The sequence below is a fragment of the Streptomyces sp. PA03-3a genome (assembly GCF_033792735.1).
Classification (GTDB): Bacteria; Actinomycetota; Actinomycetes; order Streptomycetales; family Streptomycetaceae; genus Actinacidiphila.
This window is the reverse complement of record NZ_JARAVM010000002.1, coordinates 329,378-348,588: the sequence shown is the minus strand read 5'-3', so window position 1 is coordinate 348,588 and position 19,211 is coordinate 329,378. Positions and strand designations below refer to the sequence as shown.

General features: G+C 73.2%; 15 protein-coding genes and 1 riboswitch. Of the genes, 11 read left to right on the top strand and 4 right to left on the bottom strand.

Annotated features, from left to right (window positions below):
- Nucleotides 1–10: 10 nt before the first annotated feature.
- Nucleotides 11–889: a carbohydrate ABC transporter permease gene (locus PV342_RS03715; protein ID WP_400795558.1), complete on the top strand. Its 879-nt coding sequence runs from the start codon at nucleotides 11–13 to the stop codon at nucleotides 887–889.
- Between the two features lie 98 nt (nucleotides 890–987).
- Nucleotides 988–2,607, top strand: coding sequence for a glycoside hydrolase family 13 protein (locus PV342_RS03710; RefSeq protein ID WP_386987350.1), 1,620 nt, complete (start codon nucleotides 988–990; stop codon nucleotides 2,605–2,607).
- A 99-nt stretch (nucleotides 2,608–2,706) separates the two neighbouring features.
- On the opposite strand, the gene PV342_RS03705 is transcribed toward PV342_RS03710, so the two are convergent.
- Nucleotides 2,707–5,157 (bottom strand): DNA gyrase/topoisomerase IV subunit A, encoded by a 2,451-nt coding sequence (locus PV342_RS03705; protein WP_400795561.1) that lies wholly within the window; start codon nucleotides 5,155–5,157, stop codon nucleotides 2,707–2,709.
- A 206-nt stretch (nucleotides 5,158–5,363) separates the two neighbouring features.
- Between PV342_RS03705 and PV342_RS03700 the strand changes: the two genes are divergently transcribed.
- The 4 genes from PV342_RS03700 to PV342_RS03685 all read left to right on the top strand — a co-directional run bounded on the left by PV342_RS03700 (nucleotide 5,364) and on the right by PV342_RS03685 (nucleotide 10,276).
- The gene (locus tag PV342_RS03700; protein WP_386987347.1) at nucleotides 5,364–6,710 is read left to right on the top strand and encodes a M16 family metallopeptidase; all 1,347 of its coding nucleotides are present in this window, start codon (nucleotides 5,364–5,366) and stop codon (nucleotides 6,708–6,710) included.
- Between the two features lie 17 nt (nucleotides 6,711–6,727).
- Nucleotides 6,728–8,095, top strand: coding sequence for a M16 family metallopeptidase (locus PV342_RS03695; protein ID WP_400796488.1), 1,368 nt, complete (start codon nucleotides 6,728–6,730; stop codon nucleotides 8,093–8,095).
- Nucleotides 8,096–8,416: 321 nt separating this feature from the next.
- A riboswitch (cyclic di-AMP (ydaO/yuaA leader) is annotated at nucleotides 8,417–8,573 on the top strand.
- Nucleotides 8,574–8,588: 15 nt separating this feature from the next.
- The gene (locus tag PV342_RS03690; protein ID WP_400795564.1) at nucleotides 8,589–9,353 is read left to right on the top strand and encodes a M23 family metallopeptidase; all 765 of its coding nucleotides are present in this window, start codon (nucleotides 8,589–8,591) and stop codon (nucleotides 9,351–9,353) included.
- Nucleotides 9,354–9,583: 230 nt separating this feature from the next.
- Nucleotides 9,584–10,276: a GntR family transcriptional regulator gene (locus PV342_RS03685; RefSeq protein ID WP_386987341.1), complete on the top strand. Its 693-nt coding sequence runs from the start codon at nucleotides 9,584–9,586 to the stop codon at nucleotides 10,274–10,276.
- Nucleotides 10,277–10,495: 219 nt separating this feature from the next.
- Here PV342_RS03685 and PV342_RS03680 read toward each other — a convergent pair whose 3' ends face one another.
- Nucleotides 10,496–10,777, bottom strand: a complete 282-nt coding sequence (locus PV342_RS03680; protein WP_018561863.1) for an HPr family phosphocarrier protein — start codon at nucleotides 10,775–10,777, stop codon at nucleotides 10,496–10,498.
- Between the two features lie 121 nt (nucleotides 10,778–10,898).
- On the opposite strand from PV342_RS03680, the gene PV342_RS03675 reads away from it, so the two are divergent.
- Genes PV342_RS03675 through PV342_RS03660 form a run of 4 tightly spaced genes read left to right on the top strand, consistent with a single transcriptional unit; the run spans nucleotide 10,899 to nucleotide 16,125 of the window.
- Nucleotides 10,899–13,622 (top strand): bifunctional acetate--CoA ligase family protein/GNAT family N-acetyltransferase, encoded by a 2,724-nt coding sequence (locus tag PV342_RS03675; protein WP_400795568.1) that lies wholly within the window; start codon nucleotides 10,899–10,901, stop codon nucleotides 13,620–13,622.
- A gap of 28 nt (nucleotides 13,623–13,650) precedes the next feature.
- A complete protein-coding gene (locus PV342_RS03670) occupies nucleotides 13,651–14,238 on the top strand; it encodes a DUF5998 family protein (protein ID WP_018561861.1) in 588 nt (195 codons plus the stop codon).
- Nucleotides 14,238–15,422 carry an alkaline phosphatase family protein gene (locus PV342_RS03665; RefSeq protein ID WP_400795572.1) on the top strand — a complete coding sequence of 395 codons (1,185 nt, stop codon included), beginning with the start codon at nucleotides 14,238–14,240 and terminating at the stop codon, nucleotides 15,420–15,422. Before PV342_RS03670 ends, PV342_RS03665 begins: the two co-directional genes overlap by 1 nt.
- 58 nt (nucleotides 15,423–15,480) lie before the next feature.
- The gene (locus PV342_RS03660) at nucleotides 15,481–16,125 is read left to right on the top strand and encodes a thymidine kinase (protein ID WP_018561859.1); all 645 of its coding nucleotides are present in this window, start codon (nucleotides 15,481–15,483) and stop codon (nucleotides 16,123–16,125) included.
- 6 nt (nucleotides 16,126–16,131) lie between these two features.
- Here PV342_RS03660 and PV342_RS03655 read toward each other — a convergent pair whose 3' ends face one another.
- Nucleotides 16,132–16,926, bottom strand: a complete 795-nt coding sequence (locus PV342_RS03655) for a VOC family protein (protein ID WP_500315784.1) — start codon at nucleotides 16,924–16,926, stop codon at nucleotides 16,132–16,134.
- A 128-nt stretch (nucleotides 16,927–17,054) separates the two neighbouring features.
- On the opposite strand from PV342_RS03655, the gene PV342_RS03650 reads away from it, so the two are divergent.
- Complete coding sequence (locus PV342_RS03650) at nucleotides 17,055–17,894, top strand: sulfurtransferase (RefSeq protein WP_026251507.1); 840 nt, start codon at nucleotides 17,055–17,057, stop codon at nucleotides 17,892–17,894.
- 73 nt (nucleotides 17,895–17,967) lie between these two features.
- On the opposite strand, the gene sepH is transcribed toward PV342_RS03650, so the two are convergent.
- Nucleotides 17,968–19,065, bottom strand: a complete 1,098-nt coding sequence (gene sepH / locus PV342_RS03645) for a septation protein SepH (RefSeq protein ID WP_386987331.1) — start codon at nucleotides 19,063–19,065, stop codon at nucleotides 17,968–17,970.
- Nucleotides 19,066–19,211 lie beyond the last annotated feature (146 nt).

Genomic DNA, 19,211 nt, shown 5'->3' with positions numbered 1-19,211 from the left:
GGACACACCGATGAGCAGCACGAGAACGCTGATATCGCCGACGCAGCTGGCGAGCCGGCGCGGCCGGATCCTCTACCGGACCGTCCTCACCCTGGTGGTCACCACCTTCACGCTGGTCTTCCTCGGCCCGCTGTACTGGATGGCCTCCAACGGCCTGAAGAGCACCGAGGAGTTCGCGCGGATCCCGCCCACCACCTTCCCGCAGGCGCTGCACCCGGAGAACTACACGAGCGCCTGGGAGGTGATGGACCTGTCCCACCTCCTGATCAACACCCTCTGGTACGCCTTCGGGGCGCTCGCCTTCCAGCTGGTCCTCGACGTCGCCGCCGCCTACTCGCTGTCCAAGCTCCGCCCGGTGTTCGGCAAGGCGATCCTCGGGATGATGCTGGCCACGCTGATGATCCCGGCGACGGTCCTGGTCGTACCGCAGTACCTGACCGTGCTGGACGTACCGATCTTCCAGCGCAACCTGCTCAACTCGCCCTGGGTGATCTGGCTCCCGTCCGTGACCAACGCGTTCAACATCTTCCTGCTCAAGCGGTTCTTCGACTCGGTGCCGCAGGAGCTGCTCGACGCCTCCGCGATCGACGGGGCCTCACAGATGCGGACCCTGTGGTCGGTGGTCCTGCCGATCTCCCGGCCGATCCTCGGAGTGGTCTCCATCTTCGCGGTGGTCGGGGTCTGGAAGGACTTCCTCTGGCCGATGCTCACCCTGAACGACCCGACCAAGCAGACCCTCAACGTCGGCATCTACTCGCTCGCCAGCGGGGTGCCGGAGAACTGGCTCCTCGCGGCCATCGCGATGGCCTCCGTGCCCACCCTGCTGATCTTCCTCGTCTTCCAGCGCAACATCATGAGCGGCCTCACCGCCGGCGGCCTCAAGGGCTGAGGCCCGGCCCCGACGGCCTCCGGCCGCACCCGTCCAGTACCACGCCGCCCGCCACGGGGCGGGCGGCGCGGTCCCAGCTGCCCGAAAGGACCAGTCACGTGGCAGACACCCACCCGGCCGAGGCCACCGACGCGTGGTGGCGCGGCGCCGCCATCTACCAGGTGTACGCACGCAGCTTCGCCGACGGAGACGCGGACGGCACCGGCGACCTCGCCGGGGTGCGGTCCAGACTGCCGTACCTGGCCGCGCTGGGCGTGGACGCGCTCTGGTTCAACCCCTGGTACCCCTCGCCGATGGCCGACGGCGGCTACGACGTCGCTGACTACCGGGCCATCGACCCGGCGTTCGGCACCCTGGCCGATGCCGAGAAGCTCATCGCCGAGGCACGCGCCCTGGGCATCCGCACCATCGTCGACATCGTCCCCAACCACGTCTCCGACCGGCACGTCTGGTTCCGGGCGGCACTGGAGGCGGGGCCGGGCAGCGCCGAGCGCAAGCTGTTCCACTTCCGCACCGGCCGCGGCGAGGACGGTGAACTGCCGCCCAACGGCTGGCGTTCCCAGTTCGGCGGCTCCGCCTGGACCCGGCTCCCGGACGGCGACTGGTACCTGCACCTGTTCGCCCCGGAGCAGCCCGACCTCAACTGGTCGCACCCCGCTGTGCGGCAGGAGCACGAGGACGTGCTGCGCTTCTGGTTCGACCGCGGCGTGGCGGGGGTGCGCATCGACTCCGCCGCCATGGTCGCCAAGGACCCGGACCTGCCCGACTTCGTGGAGGGCACCGACCCGCACCCCTACATCGACCGCGACGAGCTGCACGACATCTACCGCTCGTGGCGGGCCGTCGCCGACCCGTACGACGGCGTGCTGATCGGCGAGGTGTGGCTGCCGGACACCGAGCGCTTCGCCCGCTACCTGCGTCCCGACGAGCTGCACACCGCCTTCAACTTCGACTTCCTGGCCTGCCCCTGGGAACCGGAGCGGCTGCGCGCCTCCATCGACGGGACCCTCGCCGCGCACGCCCCGGTCGGCGCGCCGGCCACCTGGGTGCTGGCCAACCACGACGTCACCCGGACCGTCACCCGCTACGGACGCAGCGACACCGGCTTCGCCTTCGCCGCCAAGGCGCACGGCATCCCCACGGACCTGGAGCTCGGCACCCGGCGGGCCCGCGCCGCCGCCCTGCTGACCCTGGCCCTGCCCGGTTCGGTCTACCTCTTCCAGGGCGAGGAGCTGGGGCTGCCCGAGGTCGAGGACATCCCGGCCGAGCGGCTGCAGGACCCGATGTACTTCCGCTCCGGCGGCACCGACCCGGGCCGTGACGGCTGCCGGGTGCCGCTGCCCTGGTCGGGGGAGGCGCCGCCGTACGGCTTCGGGGGCGACCGTCCCTGGCTGCCGCAGCCGGCGGACTGGGCGCGCTACACGGCCGAGGCGCAGGAGAGCGACCCCGGCTCCATGCTGAGCCTGTACCGGACGGCGCTGGAGCTCCGCCGCGCCGAACCCGGCCTCGGCGAGGGCCCGATGGACTGGCTCGACGGTCCCGGGGACGTGCTCGCCTTCCGCCGTGAGGGCGGCTTCGGCTGCGTGCTCAACCTGTCCGCGGACCCCGTCGCCCTCCCCGCGCACCTGCGGCTCCTGCTGGCCAGCGGCCCGCTCGCCGAGGACGGCCGGCTGCCCAGGGACACCTGCGTGTGGCTGCGCCTGGAGGACCCGGCCTGATCCGGCGGGACGCAGACGTACGCGTCCTGACACCGCGTACGCCGAGGGGCGCGGCACCCGCACCGGGTGCCGCGCCCCTCATCGCTGTGGGCCCGCCAGTCACACCGGGCCGGCGACCACCGAGACCCGCTTGGTGAGGGCCACGCCCGAGCCGTCGCGGCGCGGGTCCTTCGGCGGGAGGTCGGCCGGCGCGCCCGTCGAGGTGGCGGCACGTGCGGGGGTGCCACCAGCCCAGGCGAGCAGCAGCATGTCCTCGCCCTTCAGGAAGCGCTGGCAGCGCACACCGCCGGTCGCCCGTCCCTTGCGCGGGTACTGGTCGAACGGCGTGAGCTTGGCCGTGCCCTCCTCGGCCCCGGCGAGCGTCTCCCGGGCCCCGGCGAGGGTGAACACCACCGCGTCGGCCGACGGGTCGACCGCGGTGAAGGAGATCACCTTCGCGCCGTCCGTCAGCTTGACGCCGGCCATACCGCCCGCCGCGCGGCCCTGCGGGCGCACCTGACCCGCCGGGTAGCGCAGCAACTGGGCGTCGTCGGTGATGAAGACCAGGTCCTCCTCACCGGTGCGCAGCTCGACGGCGCCGACGATGCGGTCGCCCTCCTTGAGCGCGATGACCTCCAGGTCGTCCTTGTTCGCCGGGTAGTCCGGCACGACGCGCTTGACCACACCCTGCTCGGTGCCGAGCGCCAGGCCTGGGGAGGACTCGTCGAGCGTGGTCAGGCAGAGCACCTGCTCGTCCGGCTCCAGCGTCAGGAACTCCGCGAGCGGCGCCCCGCCCGCCAGGTTCGGCGCGCCGGAGGCCTCCGGCAGGATCGGCAGGTCGATGACGGCGATCCGCAGCAGGCGCCCGGTCGAGGTGACCAGGCCGACGTCGGCCCGGGCCGTCGTCGGGACCGCCGAGACGATCACGTCGTGCTTGACCCGCTTGCCGTCGCCCGGCGTCAGGGCCTCGCCGTTCGCCGTACGGGCCAGCAGCCCGGTCGAGGAGATCAGCACACGGCACGGGTCGTCGGCGACCTCCAGCGGCACGGCCGCGACGGGCGCCACACCCGGTTCCATCAGCAGGGTGCGGCGCTCGGTCGCGTACTTCTTGGCGACCACCGCCAGCTCGGCGCTGACCAGCTTGCGCAGCTCGGCGTCGGACTCCAGGATCTGTGTCAGCTCCTCGATCTCCGCGGTCAGCCGGTCCCGCTCGGACTCCAGTTCCATCCGGTCGAAGCGGGTCAGCCGGCGCAGCGGCGTGTCGAGGATGTACTGGGTCTGGATCTCCGACAGCGTGAAGCGCTCGATGAGCCGCTCCTTGGCCTGGGCGGCGTTGTCGCTGGAGCGGATGATCGAGATGACCTCGTCGATGTCGACCAGGGCGACCAGCAGACCCTCCACCAGGTGGAGACGGTCCCGGCGCTTGCCGCGGCGGAACTCGCTGCGCCGCCGGACGACCTCGAAACGGTGGTCGAGGTAGACCTCCAGCAGCTCCTTCAGGCCCAGCGTGAGCGGCTGGCCGTCGACCAGCGCCACGTTGTTGATGCCGAAGGACTCCTCCATGGGGGTCAGCTTGTAGAGCTGCTCCAGTACGGCCTCGGGGTGGAAGCCGTTCTTCACCTCGATGACCAGCCGCAGCCCGTGCTCGCGGTCGGTCAGGTCCTTGACGTCCGCGATGCCCTGCAGCTTCTTCGAGCCGACCAGGTCCTTGATCTTGGAGATGACCTTCTCCGGGCCGACCGTGAACGGCAGCTCGGTCACCACCAGGCCCTTGCGGCGGGCCGTGACGTCCTCCACGGAGACCGTGGCGCGGATCTTGAAGGTGCCGCGGCCGGTCTCGTACGCGTCCCGGACGCCGTCCAGGCCCACGATCCGGCCGCCGGTCGGCAGGTCCGGGCCGGGGACGTGGCGCATCAGGGTCTCGAGGTCCGCGTTCGGGTAGCGGATCAGGTGGCGGGCGGCGGCGATGACCTCGCCGAGGTTGTGCGGCGGCATATTGGTGGCCATGCCGACCGCGATGCCGGAGGCGCCGTTGACCAGCAGGTTCGGGTAGGCGGCCGGCAGGGCCACCGGCTCCCGCTCCTGGCCGTCGTAGTTGGGCGTGAAGTCGACGGTGTCCTCGTCGATCGACTCGACCATCAGCGCCGCGGCGGGAGTGGTGCGGCACTCCGTGTAACGCATCGCGGCCGGAGGGTCGTCGTTGCCGAGCGAGCCGAAGTTGCCGTGGCCGTCGACCAGCGGCACACGCATCGAGAACGGCTGGGCCATGCGCACCAGCGCGTCGTAGATCGAGGCGTCGCCGTGCGGGTGGAGCTTGCCCATCACCTCGCCGACGACACGGGCGCACTTCACGAAGCCGCGCTCGGGGCGCAGCCCCATCTCGTTCATCTGGTACACGATCCGGCGGTGCACCGGCTTGAGCCCGTCGCGGGCGTCCGGGAGCGCGCGCGAGTAGATGACCGAGTAGGCGTACTCGAGGAAGGACCCCTGCATCTCGTCGACGACGTCGATGTCGAGGATGCGCTCCTCGAAATCGTCCGGCGGCGGGGTCTTCGTGGTGCGGCGGGCCATCAGGGCGCTGCTCCTTCGGCTGGACCTCATCGGATAAGGACACGGGACTGACGCGGACCATTGTGGACCGCCCCACCGACAGCCCGGACCACCCCCCCGGCTCATACCTGGCGGTGACGGGAACTTCGCGGGCCGTTTGTCCGCTGCCTAGAGTGGCAGGTCTCAGCACAAAACAACGAGTACGCGACCGGAAGGACAGCTTGCCCATGGGTCACACGGCCACGCCGGAGGCAGAATCCGGCGGCCTCACCGCGACCGAGCACCGCCTGGCCAACGGCCTGCGCGTCGTGCTCTCCGAGGACCACCTCACCCCGGTCGCCGCGGTCTGCCTCTGGTACGACGTCGGTTCCCGCCACGAGGTGAAGGGCCGTACCGGACTCGCCCACCTCTTCGAGCACTTGATGTTCCAGGGCTCCGCGAACGTCACGGGCAACGGCCACTTCGAACTGGTCCAGTCCGCCGGCGGCTCCCTCAACGGCACCACCAGCTTCGAGCGCACCAACTACTTCGAGACCATGCCGGCCCACCAGTTGGAGCTCGCGCTCTGGCTGGAGGCCGACCGCATGGGCAGTCTGCTGTCCGCACTGGACCTGCAGAGCCTGGACAACCAGCGCGACGTGGTCAAGAACGAGCGCCGCCAGCGGTACGACAACGTTCCCTACGGCACCGCCTTCGAGCGCCTGACGGCGATGGCGTACCCGGACGGCCACCCATACCACCACACCCCCATCGGCTCGATGGCGGACCTGGACGCCGCCTCCCTGGAGGACGCCCGGGCCTTCTTCCGGACGTACTACGCGCCGAACAACGCCGTCCTCGCGGTCGTCGGCGACATCGACCCGGAACAGACCCTGGCCTGGATCGAGAAGTACTTCGGCACCATCCCGGCCCACGACGGCAAGCCGGCGCCCCGTGACGGTTCACTCCCCGGGGTGATGGGCGGGCAGCTCCGCGAGGTCGTCGAGGAGGACGTCCCCTCACGCGCGCTGATGGCCGCCTACCGGCTGCCGCACGACGGCACCCGCGAGGCCGACGCCGCGGACCTGGCGCTGACCGTGCTCGGCGGCGGGGAGTCCTCGCGGCTGCACAACCGCCTGGTGCGCCGGGACCGCAGCGCCGTCGCGGCCGGTTTCGGCCTGCTGCGGCTGGCCGGGGCGCCGTCGCTCGGCTGGCTCGACGTGAAGACGTCCAGCGGCGTCGAGGTGCCCGCCGTCGAGGCGGCCGTCGACGAGGAACTGGCCCGCTTCGCCGAGGAGGGCCCGACCCCGGAGGAGATGGAGCGGGCCCAGGCCCAGCTCGAGCGCGAGTGGCTGGACCGGCTCGCCACCGTCGGCGGCCGCGCCGACGAACTGTGCCGGTACGCCGTGCTGTTCGGCGACCCGCAGCTGGCCCTGACCGCCGTCAAGCGCATCTTGGACATCACCGCCGACGAGGTGCGGGCCGTCGCGGCGGCCACCCTGCGGCCGGACAACCGCGCCGCGCTGGTCTACGAGCCCACCGGCTCCGCGGCCGGCGAGGACTCCGACGAGGACGAGGAGGGCGCGGACCAGTGACCGACGTCCACACCACCATGACGTTCCACCCGCAGCCCCGGCCGGGTCAGCCCAGGCCCTGGGCCTTCCCGGCCCCCGAGCGCTCCACGCTGCCCAACGGACTGACGGTGCTGAGCAGCCGGCGGCCCGGGCAGAAGGTCGTCGCCGTCGAGGTGCTGCTCGCGGCGCCGCTCGACGCCGAGCCCGAGGGCCTGGACGGCGTCGCCACGATCATGGCGCGGGCCCTGTCCGAGGGCACCGACAAGCACAGCGCCGAGGAGTTCGCCGCCGAGCTGGAGCGCTGCGGGGCCACCCTCGACGCCCACGCCGACCACCCCGGGGTCCGGGTCTCCCTGGAGGTCCCCGTCTCCCGGCTCGACAAGGGCCTCGGTCTGCTCGCCGACGCGCTGCGCGCCCCGGCGTTCCCGGACGGCGAGGTCGAGCGGCTGGTGCGCAACCGCCTCGACGAGATCCCGCACGAGCTGGCCAACCCCGCGCGACGTGCCGCCATGGTGCTGTCCAAGGAGCTCTTCGCCGCCGACCTGCGCTGCTCCCGGCCGCGCCAGGGCACCGAGGAGACGGTGGCGCGCATCGACGCGGCAGCGGTCCGCGCCTTCTACGACACGTACGTACGGCCGTTCACCTCGACGGTCGTCGTGGTCGGGGACCTCGCGGGGATCGACCTGGAGGCGCTGCTGGAGAGCACGCTGGGGGAGTGGAGCGGCAAGCCCGCCGAGCGCCGCCCGCTGCCCGCGATCACCGCGGACGACACCGGACGCGTCGTGATCGTCGACCGGCCCGGGTCCGTCCAGACCCAGGTGCTCATCGGCCGTGCCGGCGCCGACCGCCACGACCCCGTCTGGGCCGCCCAGGTGCTCGGCACGTACTGCCTCGGCGGCACGCTGACCTCGCGCCTGGACCGCGTTTTGCGTGAGGAGAAGGGCTACACCTACGGCGTGCGGGCCTTCGGGCAGGTGCTGCTCTCCACTCCGGAGGGCACCGGCGTCTCCCTGCTCGGCATCAGCGGTTCCGTGGCGACCGACGTCACCGCGCCCGCGCTGGCCGACACCTGGCAGGTGCTGCGCACCCTGGCGGCGGAGGGGCTCACCGACGACGAGCGCGACGCCGCCGTGCAGAACCTCGTGGGCGTCGCCCCGCTGCGCTACGAGACGGCCTCGGCGGTGGCAGGGACCTTCGCCGACCAGGTCGAGCAGTCCCTGCCGGATGACTTCCAGGCCCGGCTCTACGAGCGGCTGGCCGTCACCGGCACGGTCGAGGCGACGGCCGCCGCCGTCAACGCCTTCCCCCTGGACCGGCTCGTGGTCGTCCTCGTCGGCGACGCCTCCGTCATCGCGGACCCGATCCGCGAGCTGGGCATCGGCCCGGTCGAGGTCGTCAGCGGCTGACCGGTACCGCCCACCGCGGCCCCGGGCGCCCTCGCGGCGCCCGGGGCCGCGGTGCGTCCGCGCCCGTTCGGCCGCCGGGGCGGGGCCGTGCCAGGGGGCTCCGCAGGCCGTACGGAAGCCGTCCGCGGGCCGCGCCGGGGCCCTTCCGCGGGGGCACGCACCGCCGGTGAGCTGCGGTGTCGCGCTCTTGCACACGGTTGGGACCGGTTGGCGGCGGGTGTGGCATCCCGCACATATCGCCGGATTTTTTTGGAGCCGGGAGCAACGCGCGGTTAGCGTCCTCGGGTTGCCCGGCGGAATCAGCCGCCACCCGCGGCACCGGAGCAACGATCGCCGAGTCCCCGTCGGGCGTGAGCCTGGGGAGCCGGGGACCCACCTGAGATGTCCCTGGGGTGAATCGGGCGGCGTGCCGCCGCCCGTAGGAGACCTTCCTGCTCCGAACCCGTCAGCTAACCCGGTAGGCGAGAAGGAAGGAAAGGATTTCCGCCTGCCCATGGCGTCGTTCTCGATACGCTCCACCCTGGCCGGGGCCGCCGCGCTGACCACCGTCACCACCGGCGCGTTCGTCGTGCCCGCCGCGGCCGCCGACGCCCGGACCGAGGGTTCCGCCTTCGCCCGCTGCGCCGCCGTCGCCGTGGACCTGGCCACCCACCTCGCCGACCAGGCGTCCGCGCAGCACCGGGCCGCCGTCATCGCCCGCAAGCACCACGCCGCCCGCGTCGCCCGGGCCGAGCGCGCCGCCCGTGAGCGCGCCGCCGAGGTGGCCGCGGCCAAGGCCGCCAAGGCCAAGGCGGCCCGGGAGAGCGGTACCGCGCACGCGTCGCGCAGCGCCGCGGCCGGCCGCGGCGCGATCGGCGGCTGGGTGCTGCCCGTCGCCGGCTCCATCGGCACGCCGTACCACGCGACCAGCAGCCTGTGGTCCTCCGGCTACCACACTGGTGTGGACTTCGTGGCCTCCGTGGGCACCCCGGTGCACGCCGCGGGCGCCGGCACCGTCGTCGAGGCGGGCTGGGGCGGCTCGTACGGCAACAACATCGTGATCCGCCACGCGGACGGCATGTACACCCAGTACGGCCACCTGTCGTCGCTGGGCGTGTCCGTCGGTCAGACCGTCTCCGCGGGCCGGCAGATCGGCCTGTCGGGCGCCACCGGCAACGTGACCGGCCCGCACCTGCACTTCGAGGCCCGTACGGCCCCGTCCTACGGCAGCGACGTGGACCCGCTGGGGTACCTGCGCTCCAAGGGCGTCCGCATCTGAGCCGCATCCGAGCCATTTCCCTCCCCCCACACGAAGGCCCCGGTTCCCCCGCCGGGGCCTTCGGCATGCCGCGCATACCGGCCGTCGGTGTGTCCAAAAACGCTCCATGAATTCAGGGCGGCCGTCGGAATCGGCGCCGTACTGGAATAGAGTCGCGCCAGAAACGCCGACTCTCCGTTACGCGGGGATGAAAGGGCGGACGTCGGCGCGCACCGAAAGGAATCTGCGATATGGGGTCGGACGTGAACGGGGCCGGCGGCGTCGGCCGGCGGATTTCGGCCCGGGCGGTGTGCGCGGCGATCCGCGACGACATCGTCAGCGGGTTCTTCGCGCCGGGGAGCCGGCTGACCGAGGAGCAACTCGCCAAGCGCTACGGGGTGTCGAGGGTTCCGGTGCGCGAGGCGCTGCGCACCCTGGAGTCCGAGGGGTTCGTGCAGACCCGCCGGCACGCCGGGGCGTCCGTCGCCGAGCCCACCGAGCAGGAGGCCGCCGACCTGCTGGACATCCGGGCCCTGCTGGAGCCGCTGGGCGCCGCGCGGGCGGCGCAGCGGCGCACCGAGGCGCACGTGAAGGTGCTGCGCGGGCTTGTCCGGCTGGGCCAGGAGCGTTCCCTGCGGCGCCAGTTGTCGGACCTGCCCGCGCTGGACGGCTGGTTCCACGAGACGCTGGCCCAGGCCTCGGGCAGCCCGACCCTGGTGGCGCAGCTGACCCAGCTGCGGCACAAGATCGCCTGGGTGTACGCGGTGGACACCCCGGGGCGCGCGGTGGAGTCCTGGGAGGAGCACGGCGCGGTCGTCGACGCCGTGGCGCGCGGAGACGCGGAGCGGGCCCGGCAGTTGATGGCGGCCCATGTGGAGCGGGCGACGGCGGTGCACCGGCTGCGCCGTCCGGAGAGCACGGGGCGCCGCGCCGCGGCGCGGTGAGGAAACGGAAACACGCCGTACATAATTCGGGCGGCCGGGCGCAACAAAAGGGCCGTATACAAAGTGGGTAATCGTGCGCGGAGATATTTCCGTGCCGCATCGCGCTGCGCGCTGCCCGAAAATCGTGCGGAAATGGGGAAAGGGGCGGTCCCCCGCGAAATCCGGCCGGATTTCGTTCCGGGGCCCGCCCCTTTTGCCGTACGGCGGCCGCGCGCGGCGTCAGACGGTCTCGGGGAGCTCGTCCAGCCCCTCGGAGACGAGCTTGGCCAGGCTGTCCAGAGCGGCGTCCGCACCGTCGGCGTCCGAAGCGAGCACGACCTCCTCACCGCCGGCCACGCCCAGGCTCAGCACGGCGAGCATCGAGGCGGCGTTGACGGGGGCACCGTCCGCCTTGGCGATGGTGACGGGGACGCCCAAGGCGGTGGCGGCGCGGACGAAGATCGAAGCGGGACGTGCGTGCAGGCCCTCGGCCCAGCCGATGGTGACGCGGCGCTCAGCCATGGTGTTGCCCTTCGGGTCGTTCCTAAAGAGGTCTAGACCAGTCTGCCATGCCTCGGACACCGGTCCGTCCCCACATCGTCGCACCGGTTCCACGGCGGCCGGGTGCCCGTACGCTTGGGCCATGACGACGCCGTCCGACGCAGAGCGCGACTACCCGGTCCACTGGGAGGCGGACGTGGTCCTGCGCGACGGGGGCATCGCGCACGTCCGGCCGATCGCGCCGGACGACGCGGGACGGCTGGTGAGCTTCTACGAGAAGGTCTCCGACGAGTCCAAGTACTACCGCTTCTTCGCGCCCTACCCCCGGCTCTCCGACCGGGACGTGCACCGCTTCACCCACCACGACTACCGCGACCGCGTCGGCCTGGCGGCCCTGGTCGGCGGCGAGTTCATCGCGACCGTGCGCTACGACCGCACCGACGACGGCGAGGCCGAGGTCGCCTTCCTCGTCCAGGACGCGCACCAGGGCCGCGGCGTGGCCTCCGCCCTGATGGAACACATCGCCGCCGTGGCACAGGAGCGGGGCATCCGCCGCTTCATCGCCGAGGTGCTGCCCGCCAACCGCAAGATGATCAAGGTCTTCACCGACGCCGGCTACACCCAGCAGCGCAGCTTCACCGACGGCGTCGTCCGGCTCGAGTTCGACCTGGAGCCCACCGAGCGGTCCCTCGCCGTCATGCGCGCCCGCGAACAGCGCGCCGAGGCCCGCTCCGTGCAGCGGCTGCTCGCGCCCGCCTCGGTGGCCGTCATCGGCGCCGGCCGCCGGCCGGGCGGCGTCGGCCGCGGGGTGCTCCGGAACATCGTCGCGGGCGGCTACACCGGCCGCGTCCACGCCGTGAACCGCTCCTTCCCCGCCGACCTGCACACCCTCGAACCCGAAGGCGTCCCCGCCCACCGCTCCGTCGCCGAGATCCCCGACAGCGTCGACCTCGCCGTGATCGCCGTGCCTGCCGACGACGTCGCCGAGGCCGTCGACGCATGCGGCCGGCACGGCGTCCTCGGCCTGCTGGTGATCTCCTCAGGCTACGCCGAGTCCGGCGCCGAGGGCCGCCGCAGGCAGCGCGCCCTGGTCCGGCAGGCCCTCACGTACGGCATGCGCGTCATCGGCCCCAACGCGTTCGGCATCCTCAACTCCGCGGACGACGTCCGGCTCAACGCCTCCCTGTCGCCCGAGACCCCGGACGCCGGACGGCTCGGGCTGTTCACCCAGTCCGGAGCCATCGGCATCGCCCTGCTGTCGGGACTGCGGCGGCGCGGCGCCGGGCTGTCGTCCTTCGTCTCCGCGGGCAACCGGGCGGACGTCTCGGGCAACGACATCCTGCAGTTCTGGTACGACGACCCGGCCACCGACGTCGCCCTGCTCTATCTCGAAACCCTCGGCAACCCGCGGAAGTTCTACCGCCTGGCCCGGCGCACCGCCGCCGTCAAACCGGTCGTCGCGGTCAAGGGCGCCCGGCACTCGGCGGCCGCCCCGCCCGGACACGCCGTACCCCCCGCCCGCATCCCCGACAGCACCGTCTCCGCCCTGCTGCAGCAGGCCGGCGTCATCCGCACCGACACCGTCACCGAGCTCCTCGACACCGGACTGCTGCTGTCGTGCCGCCCGCTGCCCGCGGGACCGCGCGTCGCGATCCTCGGCAACTCAGAGTCCCTCGGGCTGATCACCTACGACGCCTGCCTGACCGCGGGGCTGGAACCCGGCCTCCCGCTCGACCTCACCACCGCCGCCGGCCCGGCGGACTTCGGGGCGGCCCTCAGCGCGGCCCTCGCCGACCCGGCCCACGACGCCGTCGTCGTCACGGCCATCCCGCGCGTCGGCACGGAACTCGCCGAGGCCCCCGCGAGCAGCGACGACCCCGCGCTGGCCGAGGCGCTCCACGCCGCCGCGGACGAGGGCGGATCCGGCAAGCCCGTCGTGGTCGTCCACACCGCCCTGGAGGCCATGGCCACCCGCCTCGCGGCCGTCCGCATCCCCGCCTACGGCGCCGCCGACCGCGCCGTGAAGGCACTGGCCCGCGCCGCCGCCTACGCCCGGTGGCGAAGGGACGCCCAGGTGCCGGGCAAGGTGCCGGAATTCGAGGATGTCGACGAGGCGGGTGCCTGCCAGGACGTCACCCGGCTGCTCGACGAGGCGGGCGAGCCCGCCGTCGTCACCCACGGCGTCACCCTCGACGACCCGGCGGCCGCCCACCTGCTGGCCCGCTACGGCATCACGGTGCGGCCCGCGCTGCCCGCCCCCGGGATCGACGCGGCCCTGGAGGCCGCCCGGCGGCTCGGCTACCCGGTCGCCCTCAAGACCACCGCACCGCACCTGCGCCACCGCGCCGACCTCGGCGGCGTACGCCTGGACATCGCCGACCCCGACGACCTCAGCCGCGCCTTCGCTGAGCTGACCGCCAGACTGGGCAAGCCCGAGGAGCTGCACCTGGTCGTGCAGGCCATGGCGCCGCGCGGGGTCGACACGGTCGTACGCGCCACCGTCGACCCGGCCGCGGGCGCCGTGCTCTCCTTCGGCATCGCCGGCGCCCCCTCCGAACTGCTCGACGACATGGCTCACCGGCTGGTCCCGGCCACCGACCGGGACGTCGCCCAGCTGGTGCGCTCCATCAAGGCGGCCCCGCTGCTGTTCGGCTGGCGCGGCGCGGAGCCGGTGGACACCGGCGCCCTGGAGGAGCTGCTGCTGCGGGTGTCGCTGCTGGTCGACGCCCTGCCCGAGGTGGTCTGCGTCGACCTCGAACCGGTGGTGGTGGCCCCCGCCGGCCTCACCGTGCTCGGCGCCTCCGTACGCCTCGCGCGCCCCCCGGCCCGCACGGACCTCGGGCCTCGGGCACTGTCGTCCTTCTGAACACATGCTCCGCACTAGGATGGTCGCCATGGCGAAGACCGGTACGACGACCCAGGGGCTGCGCGCGGCGATCGAGCGCAGCGGCTACTACCCCGCCCTCGTGGCCGAGGCCGTGGAGGCCTCCGTCGGTGGGGAGCCGGTCGCGTCGTACCTGGTCCACCAGGAGACCACCTTCGACGCCAACGAGGTCCGCCGGCACGTCACCGTCCTGGTCCTGACCAGCACCCGCTTCATCGTCAGCCACACCGACGAGCAGAGCGCCGACGACACCTCCCCGAGCCCCTACGCCACCACCTCGACCGAGTCCGTCAAGCTCGAGCGGATCTCTTCGGTCGTGATGAGCCGGGTCGTCGCCAACCCCGAGTCGTACACCCCGGGCACCCTGCCCCGCGAGGTCGTGCTGACCATCGGCTGGGGCGCGGTCAGCCGCATCGACCTGGAGCCCGCCGCGTGCGGCGACCCCAACTGCGACGCCGACCACGGCTACACCGGCTCCTCCAGCGCCGACGACCTCAGCCTGCGGGTCAGCGAGGCCGGCGACGGCCCCGAGACCGTCCGCCAGGCCCTCGCCTTCGCGCAGGCGCTCTCCGAGGCGACCGCGGGCGCGGCCTCCTGATGGTCCATCCCGCCCCGTCCTACGAACCGCTCGACCCGTACGCCGCGCCCGCCCCCCGCTACGGCACCGGCGCGCTGAGCGACCTGCTGCCCGCGGTCGCCGCGGGGCTCGGCATCCCCGGCGTCGCACGGACCGCGCTCGACCTCGCGCCGGCCGACCGGGTGTGCGTGTTCCTCGTCGACGGCATGGGCTGGGAGCTGATCCGCCGGCACCCCGACGAGGCGCCGTTCCTCACCTCCCTGATGGCCGGCTCGGCCACCGGCAGCGGCCGTCCGATCACCGCGGGCTTCCCCTCCACCACCGCGACCTCGCTCGCCTCGGTGGGCACCGGGCTGCCGCCCGGCGCGCACGGCCTGGCCGGCTACACCGTGCTGAACCCGGACACCGGCGAGCTGATGAACCAGCTGCGCTGGCAGCCGTGGACCTCCCCGACCGAGTGGCAGCCGTATCCCACCGTCTTCCGGCTCGCCCAGGAGGCCGGGATCGAGACCTGCCAGGTCACCTCGCCCACCTTCCAGCACACCCCGCTGACCAAGATCGCCCTCAGCGGCGGCACCTTCCTCGGACGGCTCACCGGCGAGGAGCGCATGGACCTCACCGCCGAGCGGCTCGCCGCGTCCGACCGCGCGCTGGTCTACACGTACTACAGCGAGCTGGACTCCATGGGCCACCGGCACGGCGTCGACTCCGACGCCTGGCGCGGCCAGCTGATGATGGCCGACCGGCTCGCCCAGCGGCTGGCCGAACAGCTGCCGCCGCGCAGCGCGCTCTACGTCACCGCCGACCACGGCATGATCGACATCCCCTTCGACCCGGAGTCCCGGATCGACTTCGACGAGGACTGGGAGCTGCGCGCCGGCGTCGCCGTCCTCGGCGGCGAGGCCCGGGCCCGCCACGTCTACGCCGTGCCGGGCGCCGCAGCCGACGTCCACGCGGTGTGGAGCGAGGTGCTCGGTGAGCAGATGTGGGTGGCCTCCCGCGAAGAGGCGATCGCCGCGGGCTGGTTCGGCCCGGTCGTGGAGGACCGGGTGCGCGGCCGCATCGGCGACGTCGTCGCCGTCGCCCGGGACGACATCGCGATCGTCGCCACGCGCACCGAGCCGGGGGAGTCCACCATGGTCGGCCTGCACGGCTCGATGACCCCCGTGGAGCAGCTGGTGCCGCTGCTCGACGTACGCACCTGACGCACCGCGCCCACCGCACCGCCCTCCGCCCCGCCCCCCGAAAGGCCGCCGCCTCCTCATGCCTGAGCTCGTGTTCTTCTCCGGAACGATGGACTGCGGGAAGAGCACCCTCGCCCTGCAGATCGAGCACAACCGCTCGGCACGCGGCCTGGAGGGCCTGATCTTCACCCGCAACGACCGGGCCGGCGAGGGCGTCCTGTCGTCCCGGCTCGGCTTGGAGACCAAGGCCGTCGAGGCCGCCGACGACTTCGACTTCTACGGCTACCTCGTCACACACCTGTCGGGCGGCGCCCGCGCCGACTACGTCATCGTCGACGAGGCGCAGTTCTTCACGCCCGACCAGATCGACCAGCTCGCGCGCATCGTCGACGACCTGCGGCTGGACGTCTTCGCCTTCGGGATCACCACCGACTTCCGCACCAGGCTCTTCCCCGGCTCCCGGCGTCTGGTGGAGATGGCCGACCGGATAGAGGTGCTCCAGGTCGAGGCCCTGTGCTGGTGCGGTGCCCGGGCCACCCACAACGCCCGTACGGTGGACGGGAAGATGGTCGTCGAGGGCGAGCAGGTCGTCGTCGGCGACGTCAACCGCCCCGGCACGGCGATCGGCTACGAGGTGCTCTGCCGCCGCCACCACATCCGGCGGATGACCGCGGCCGCGGCCCGTGCGGCGGCGATCTCGCCGGACGTCCTGCCGGTCGACTAGCCGGCGCTACTGCGTGCCGCCGACCGGCTGCGGCCGGGAGTGGATCACGGTGAAGACGGCGCCCTCGGGGTCCGCCACGGTCGCCAGCCGGCCGTACTCGGACTCGCGCGGTGTGCGGATGACGCTGCCGCCCAGCTCCAGCACCTGGCGGGCGGCGGCGTCGGTGTCGGAGACCTCGAAGTACGTCATCCAGTGCGCCCCGCGGTCGCGCGGCAGGGCCCGGCCGACGCCGTGGACGCCGCCGACCGGGCGGCCGGCGAGGTTGAGCGTGACGTAGTCGATGTCGGTGGAGACGACCGCGTCGGCCTCCAGCCCGAAGACCACCGAGTAGAAGGTGCCGACCAGCGAGGTGTCGCGGGTGATCAGCTCGTTCCACACCGGCGTGCCCGGTTCGCCGCGGACCTCGGTCCCGCGGTGGTGCCGTGCCTGCCACACCCCGAACACCGCGCCCATCGGGTCCGAGGCGACGGCCAGCCGTCCCGCGTCGTCCGCGTCCAGCGGGCCGACGCCCACCGTGCCGCCGCAGATCCGGATCAGCTCGGCGGTCTTGTCGGCGTCGTCGGCGGCGAAGTAGGTCGTCCAGGCGATCGGCAGGCGCCGGTCCCCGGGCAGCTCGCCGATGCCCGCCACGCTCTTCCCGCCCAGCGTGGCGCGTACGTACGGGCCCAGCGAATGCGGACCGGGGCGGAACTCCCAGCCGAACAGCCGGCTGTAGAACTCCTGCGTGGCCTCGACGCTGTGGGCCAGCAGGCTGACCCAGCACGGGCTGCCGTGCCGGTGGCGGTTCCCTACCTCGGTCATCGATTCTCTCCTGGGGAGCAGCGCTCGGGCTTGCAGGGGAAGTGCCACAGCGATGCTCGCACCACCTGGTGTGCCGTGGACCGGGGGCCGCGCCGCAGGTTTTCCGTGCCGGTGACCACAATGGGCTTATGCATCCTGTCATTACCGTAACCGAATTGGCCGCATTGCCGAAGGGCGTCCCCGCAGGCGCCGCACTTCTGGACGTGCGGTGGCAACTGGGCGGTCCGCCCGGCCGTCCCGCGTACGAGGCCGGCCACCTGCCCGGCGCACACTACGTCGACCTGGACACCGAACTCGCCGGGCCGCCCGGTGCGCAGGGGCGTCATCCCCTCCCGGATCTCGCGGTGTTCACGGCCGCCATGCGCCGCGCGGGCGTCGGTCCGGACCGCGAGGTCGTGGTCTACGACGGCGGCCTCGGCTGGGGCGCGGCGCGCGCGTGGTGGCTGCTGCGGTGGGCCGGGCACGAGCGGGTGCGCGTCCTGGACGGTGGGCTGGCCGCGTGGACGGCGGCGGGGCTGCCCCTCGTCACGGACGTCCCCGCCGACGAGGAGGGCGAGTTCACCGCCGCTCCGGGCGCGCTCGGCGTGCTCACCGCCGACGAGGCGGCGGCGCTGGCCCGCCGCGGTGTCCTCCTGGACGCCCGGGCCGCGGAGCGCTACCGGGGCGACACCGAGCCCATCGACCCGGTCGCCGGTCACATCCCCGGCGCGGTCAACGCCCCGACCACGGAGAACGTCGTCCCGGGGACCGGGGTCCTCCTCGCCGCCGACGAACTGGCGGAGCGCTTCGCCAAGGCGGGGGCCACGCCCGGGAGCGAAGTCGGCGTCTACTGCGGCTCCGGCGTCTCAGGCGCCCACGAGGTGCTGGCGCTGGCGGTCGCCGGCATCCCCGCGGCGCTCTACGTCGGCTCCTGGAGTGAGTGGTCCGCGGCGGGCCGCGACGTGGCGACCGGGCCGCAGCCGGGCTGACGCGGCGCCGGCTCCCGGAGCCCGGCCCACGCGGAGGAGGACACCGGGGCACCCCCGAGGGGCCGTGCCCCGGTCAGTCCTGCTTCTTGCGCCGGCTCCCGAAGACGATCTCGTCCCAGCTCGGCACCGTCGCCCGCCGCCCCGGGCGGACCCCGTCGGCCTCGGCCTGGCGGTCGGTGGACCCGACCAGCCGGTCGCGGTGGGCGCCGACCGAACGCGGCATCAGGACGTCGGCGTACGCGGATCCCGCGCCGGCGCTCGCGGCGGGGGCGGGCGGTGCCTCCTCCTCGGCCACGGGCACTTCGGGGCCGTCCTCGGTGACCGCCGCCGCGGCAGGCGTGTCGGACGTGGTGGAGGGCGGCCCCGCCTGGGCCGGCACCACCATGTCGCCGCGGAAGCTGGGGACCGCCTCCAGGAGGCTGGTCAGGGAGTCGCGCTCCTCCTCCGCCCGCTCCTCGGCCGTGCGTTCCGCCCGCTCGGCGCGGTCGGGCCGCTCCAGCGCGCGGTCGCGCGGGAGCCGGGCGATCCGGGGCACGAAGGGGTAGCTCGGCTCCTGCGCCGCCTCCTGGGTCGTCTCCCCGATGAGCGCGCGCGCCTCGTCGTCCACGGCCTGGACCAGGCGGCGCGGCGGGTCGTACGTCCAGCTCGCCGAATGCGGCTCGCCGGCCACGCGGTAGACGAGCAGGACCTCCCAGGTGCCGTCGTCGCGGCGCCAGGAGTCCCACAGGACGCTGTCCTTCTCGGCGCCGCGCAGCAGCAGGCGCTCGGCGACCGCCTCACCGAGCTGCGGACCGGTGCTCTCGCCCTGGCGCCGCACCGCGGTCTTGCGGGCCCTCTCGGCCATGAAGGCGCGCTCGGCCAGCACGGGGCCCTCGAAACGCCGGACGCGCTCCACCGGGATCCCGGCGAGCTGGGCGACCTCCTCCGCCGTGGCACCGGCTCGTATCCGCGCCTGGATGTCGCGCGGGCGCAGATGGCTCTCGACCTCGATCTCGATCTGGCCCAGCCGCGCGCGGTCGTTGCGGATGGCGGCGCGAAGGCGCTCGTCGATCGGAAGCGTGTACTCGGTGCTGTCGGCAGCCTTGAGAACCAGTCGTGTGCCGTCGTTGCTGACAGCCACGACACGCAGTTCGGGCACGGTTACCTCCCGGGTGGTGCCTGCCGACGTCACGTGCGTCGCTGCTCCCGATGGACGAGTGTGACCTGCCCGGGTGCAGCCTGCCACAACCTTGCTGAGTTTCCCGGCGTGTCGGGCATGTGCCGTGACACGCCGTTATGGCACGGTTACCTATTCGCAACGCTGAGTGACCAAACGCG

Bases quoted from the DNA above. Each gene is read 5' to 3' on its own strand.
- PV342_RS03680 (WP_018561863.1), bottom strand. From the start codon at position 10,777: ATGGCTGAGCGCCGCGTCACCATCGGCTGGGCCGAGGGCCTGCACGCA.
- PV342_RS03690 (WP_400795564.1), top strand. From the start codon at position 8,589: ATGGCGTCGTTCTCGATACGCTCCACCCTGGCCGGGGCCGCCGCGCTG.
- PV342_RS03695 (WP_400796488.1), top strand. From the start codon at position 6,728: ATGACGTTCCACCCGCAGCCCCGGCCGGGTCAGCCCAGGCCCTGGGCC.
- PV342_RS03660 (WP_018561859.1), top strand. From the start codon at position 15,481: ATGCCTGAGCTCGTGTTCTTCTCCGGAACGATGGACTGCGGGAAGAGC.
- PV342_RS03715 (WP_400795558.1), top strand. From the start codon at position 11: ATGAGCAGCACGAGAACGCTGATATCGCCGACGCAGCTGGCGAGCCGG.
- PV342_RS03655 (WP_500315784.1), bottom strand. From the start codon at position 16,926: ATGACCGAGGTAGGGAACCGCCACCGGCACGGCAGCCCGTGCTGGGTC.
- PV342_RS03675 (WP_400795568.1), top strand. From the start codon at position 10,899: ATGACGACGCCGTCCGACGCAGAGCGCGACTACCCGGTCCACTGGGAG.
- PV342_RS03670 (WP_018561861.1), top strand. From the start codon at position 13,651: ATGGCGAAGACCGGTACGACGACCCAGGGGCTGCGCGCGGCGATCGAG.
- PV342_RS03705 (WP_400795561.1), bottom strand. From the start codon at position 5,157: ATGGCCCGCCGCACCACGAAGACCCCGCCGCCGGACGATTTCGAGGAG.
- PV342_RS03700 (WP_386987347.1), top strand. From the start codon at position 5,364: ATGGGTCACACGGCCACGCCGGAGGCAGAATCCGGCGGCCTCACCGCG.
- PV342_RS03685 (WP_386987341.1), top strand. From the start codon at position 9,584: ATGGGGTCGGACGTGAACGGGGCCGGCGGCGTCGGCCGGCGGATTTCG.
- PV342_RS03650 (WP_026251507.1), top strand. From the start codon at position 17,055: ATGCATCCTGTCATTACCGTAACCGAATTGGCCGCATTGCCGAAGGGC.
- PV342_RS03665 (WP_400795572.1), top strand. From the start codon at position 14,238: ATGGTCCATCCCGCCCCGTCCTACGAACCGCTCGACCCGTACGCCGCG.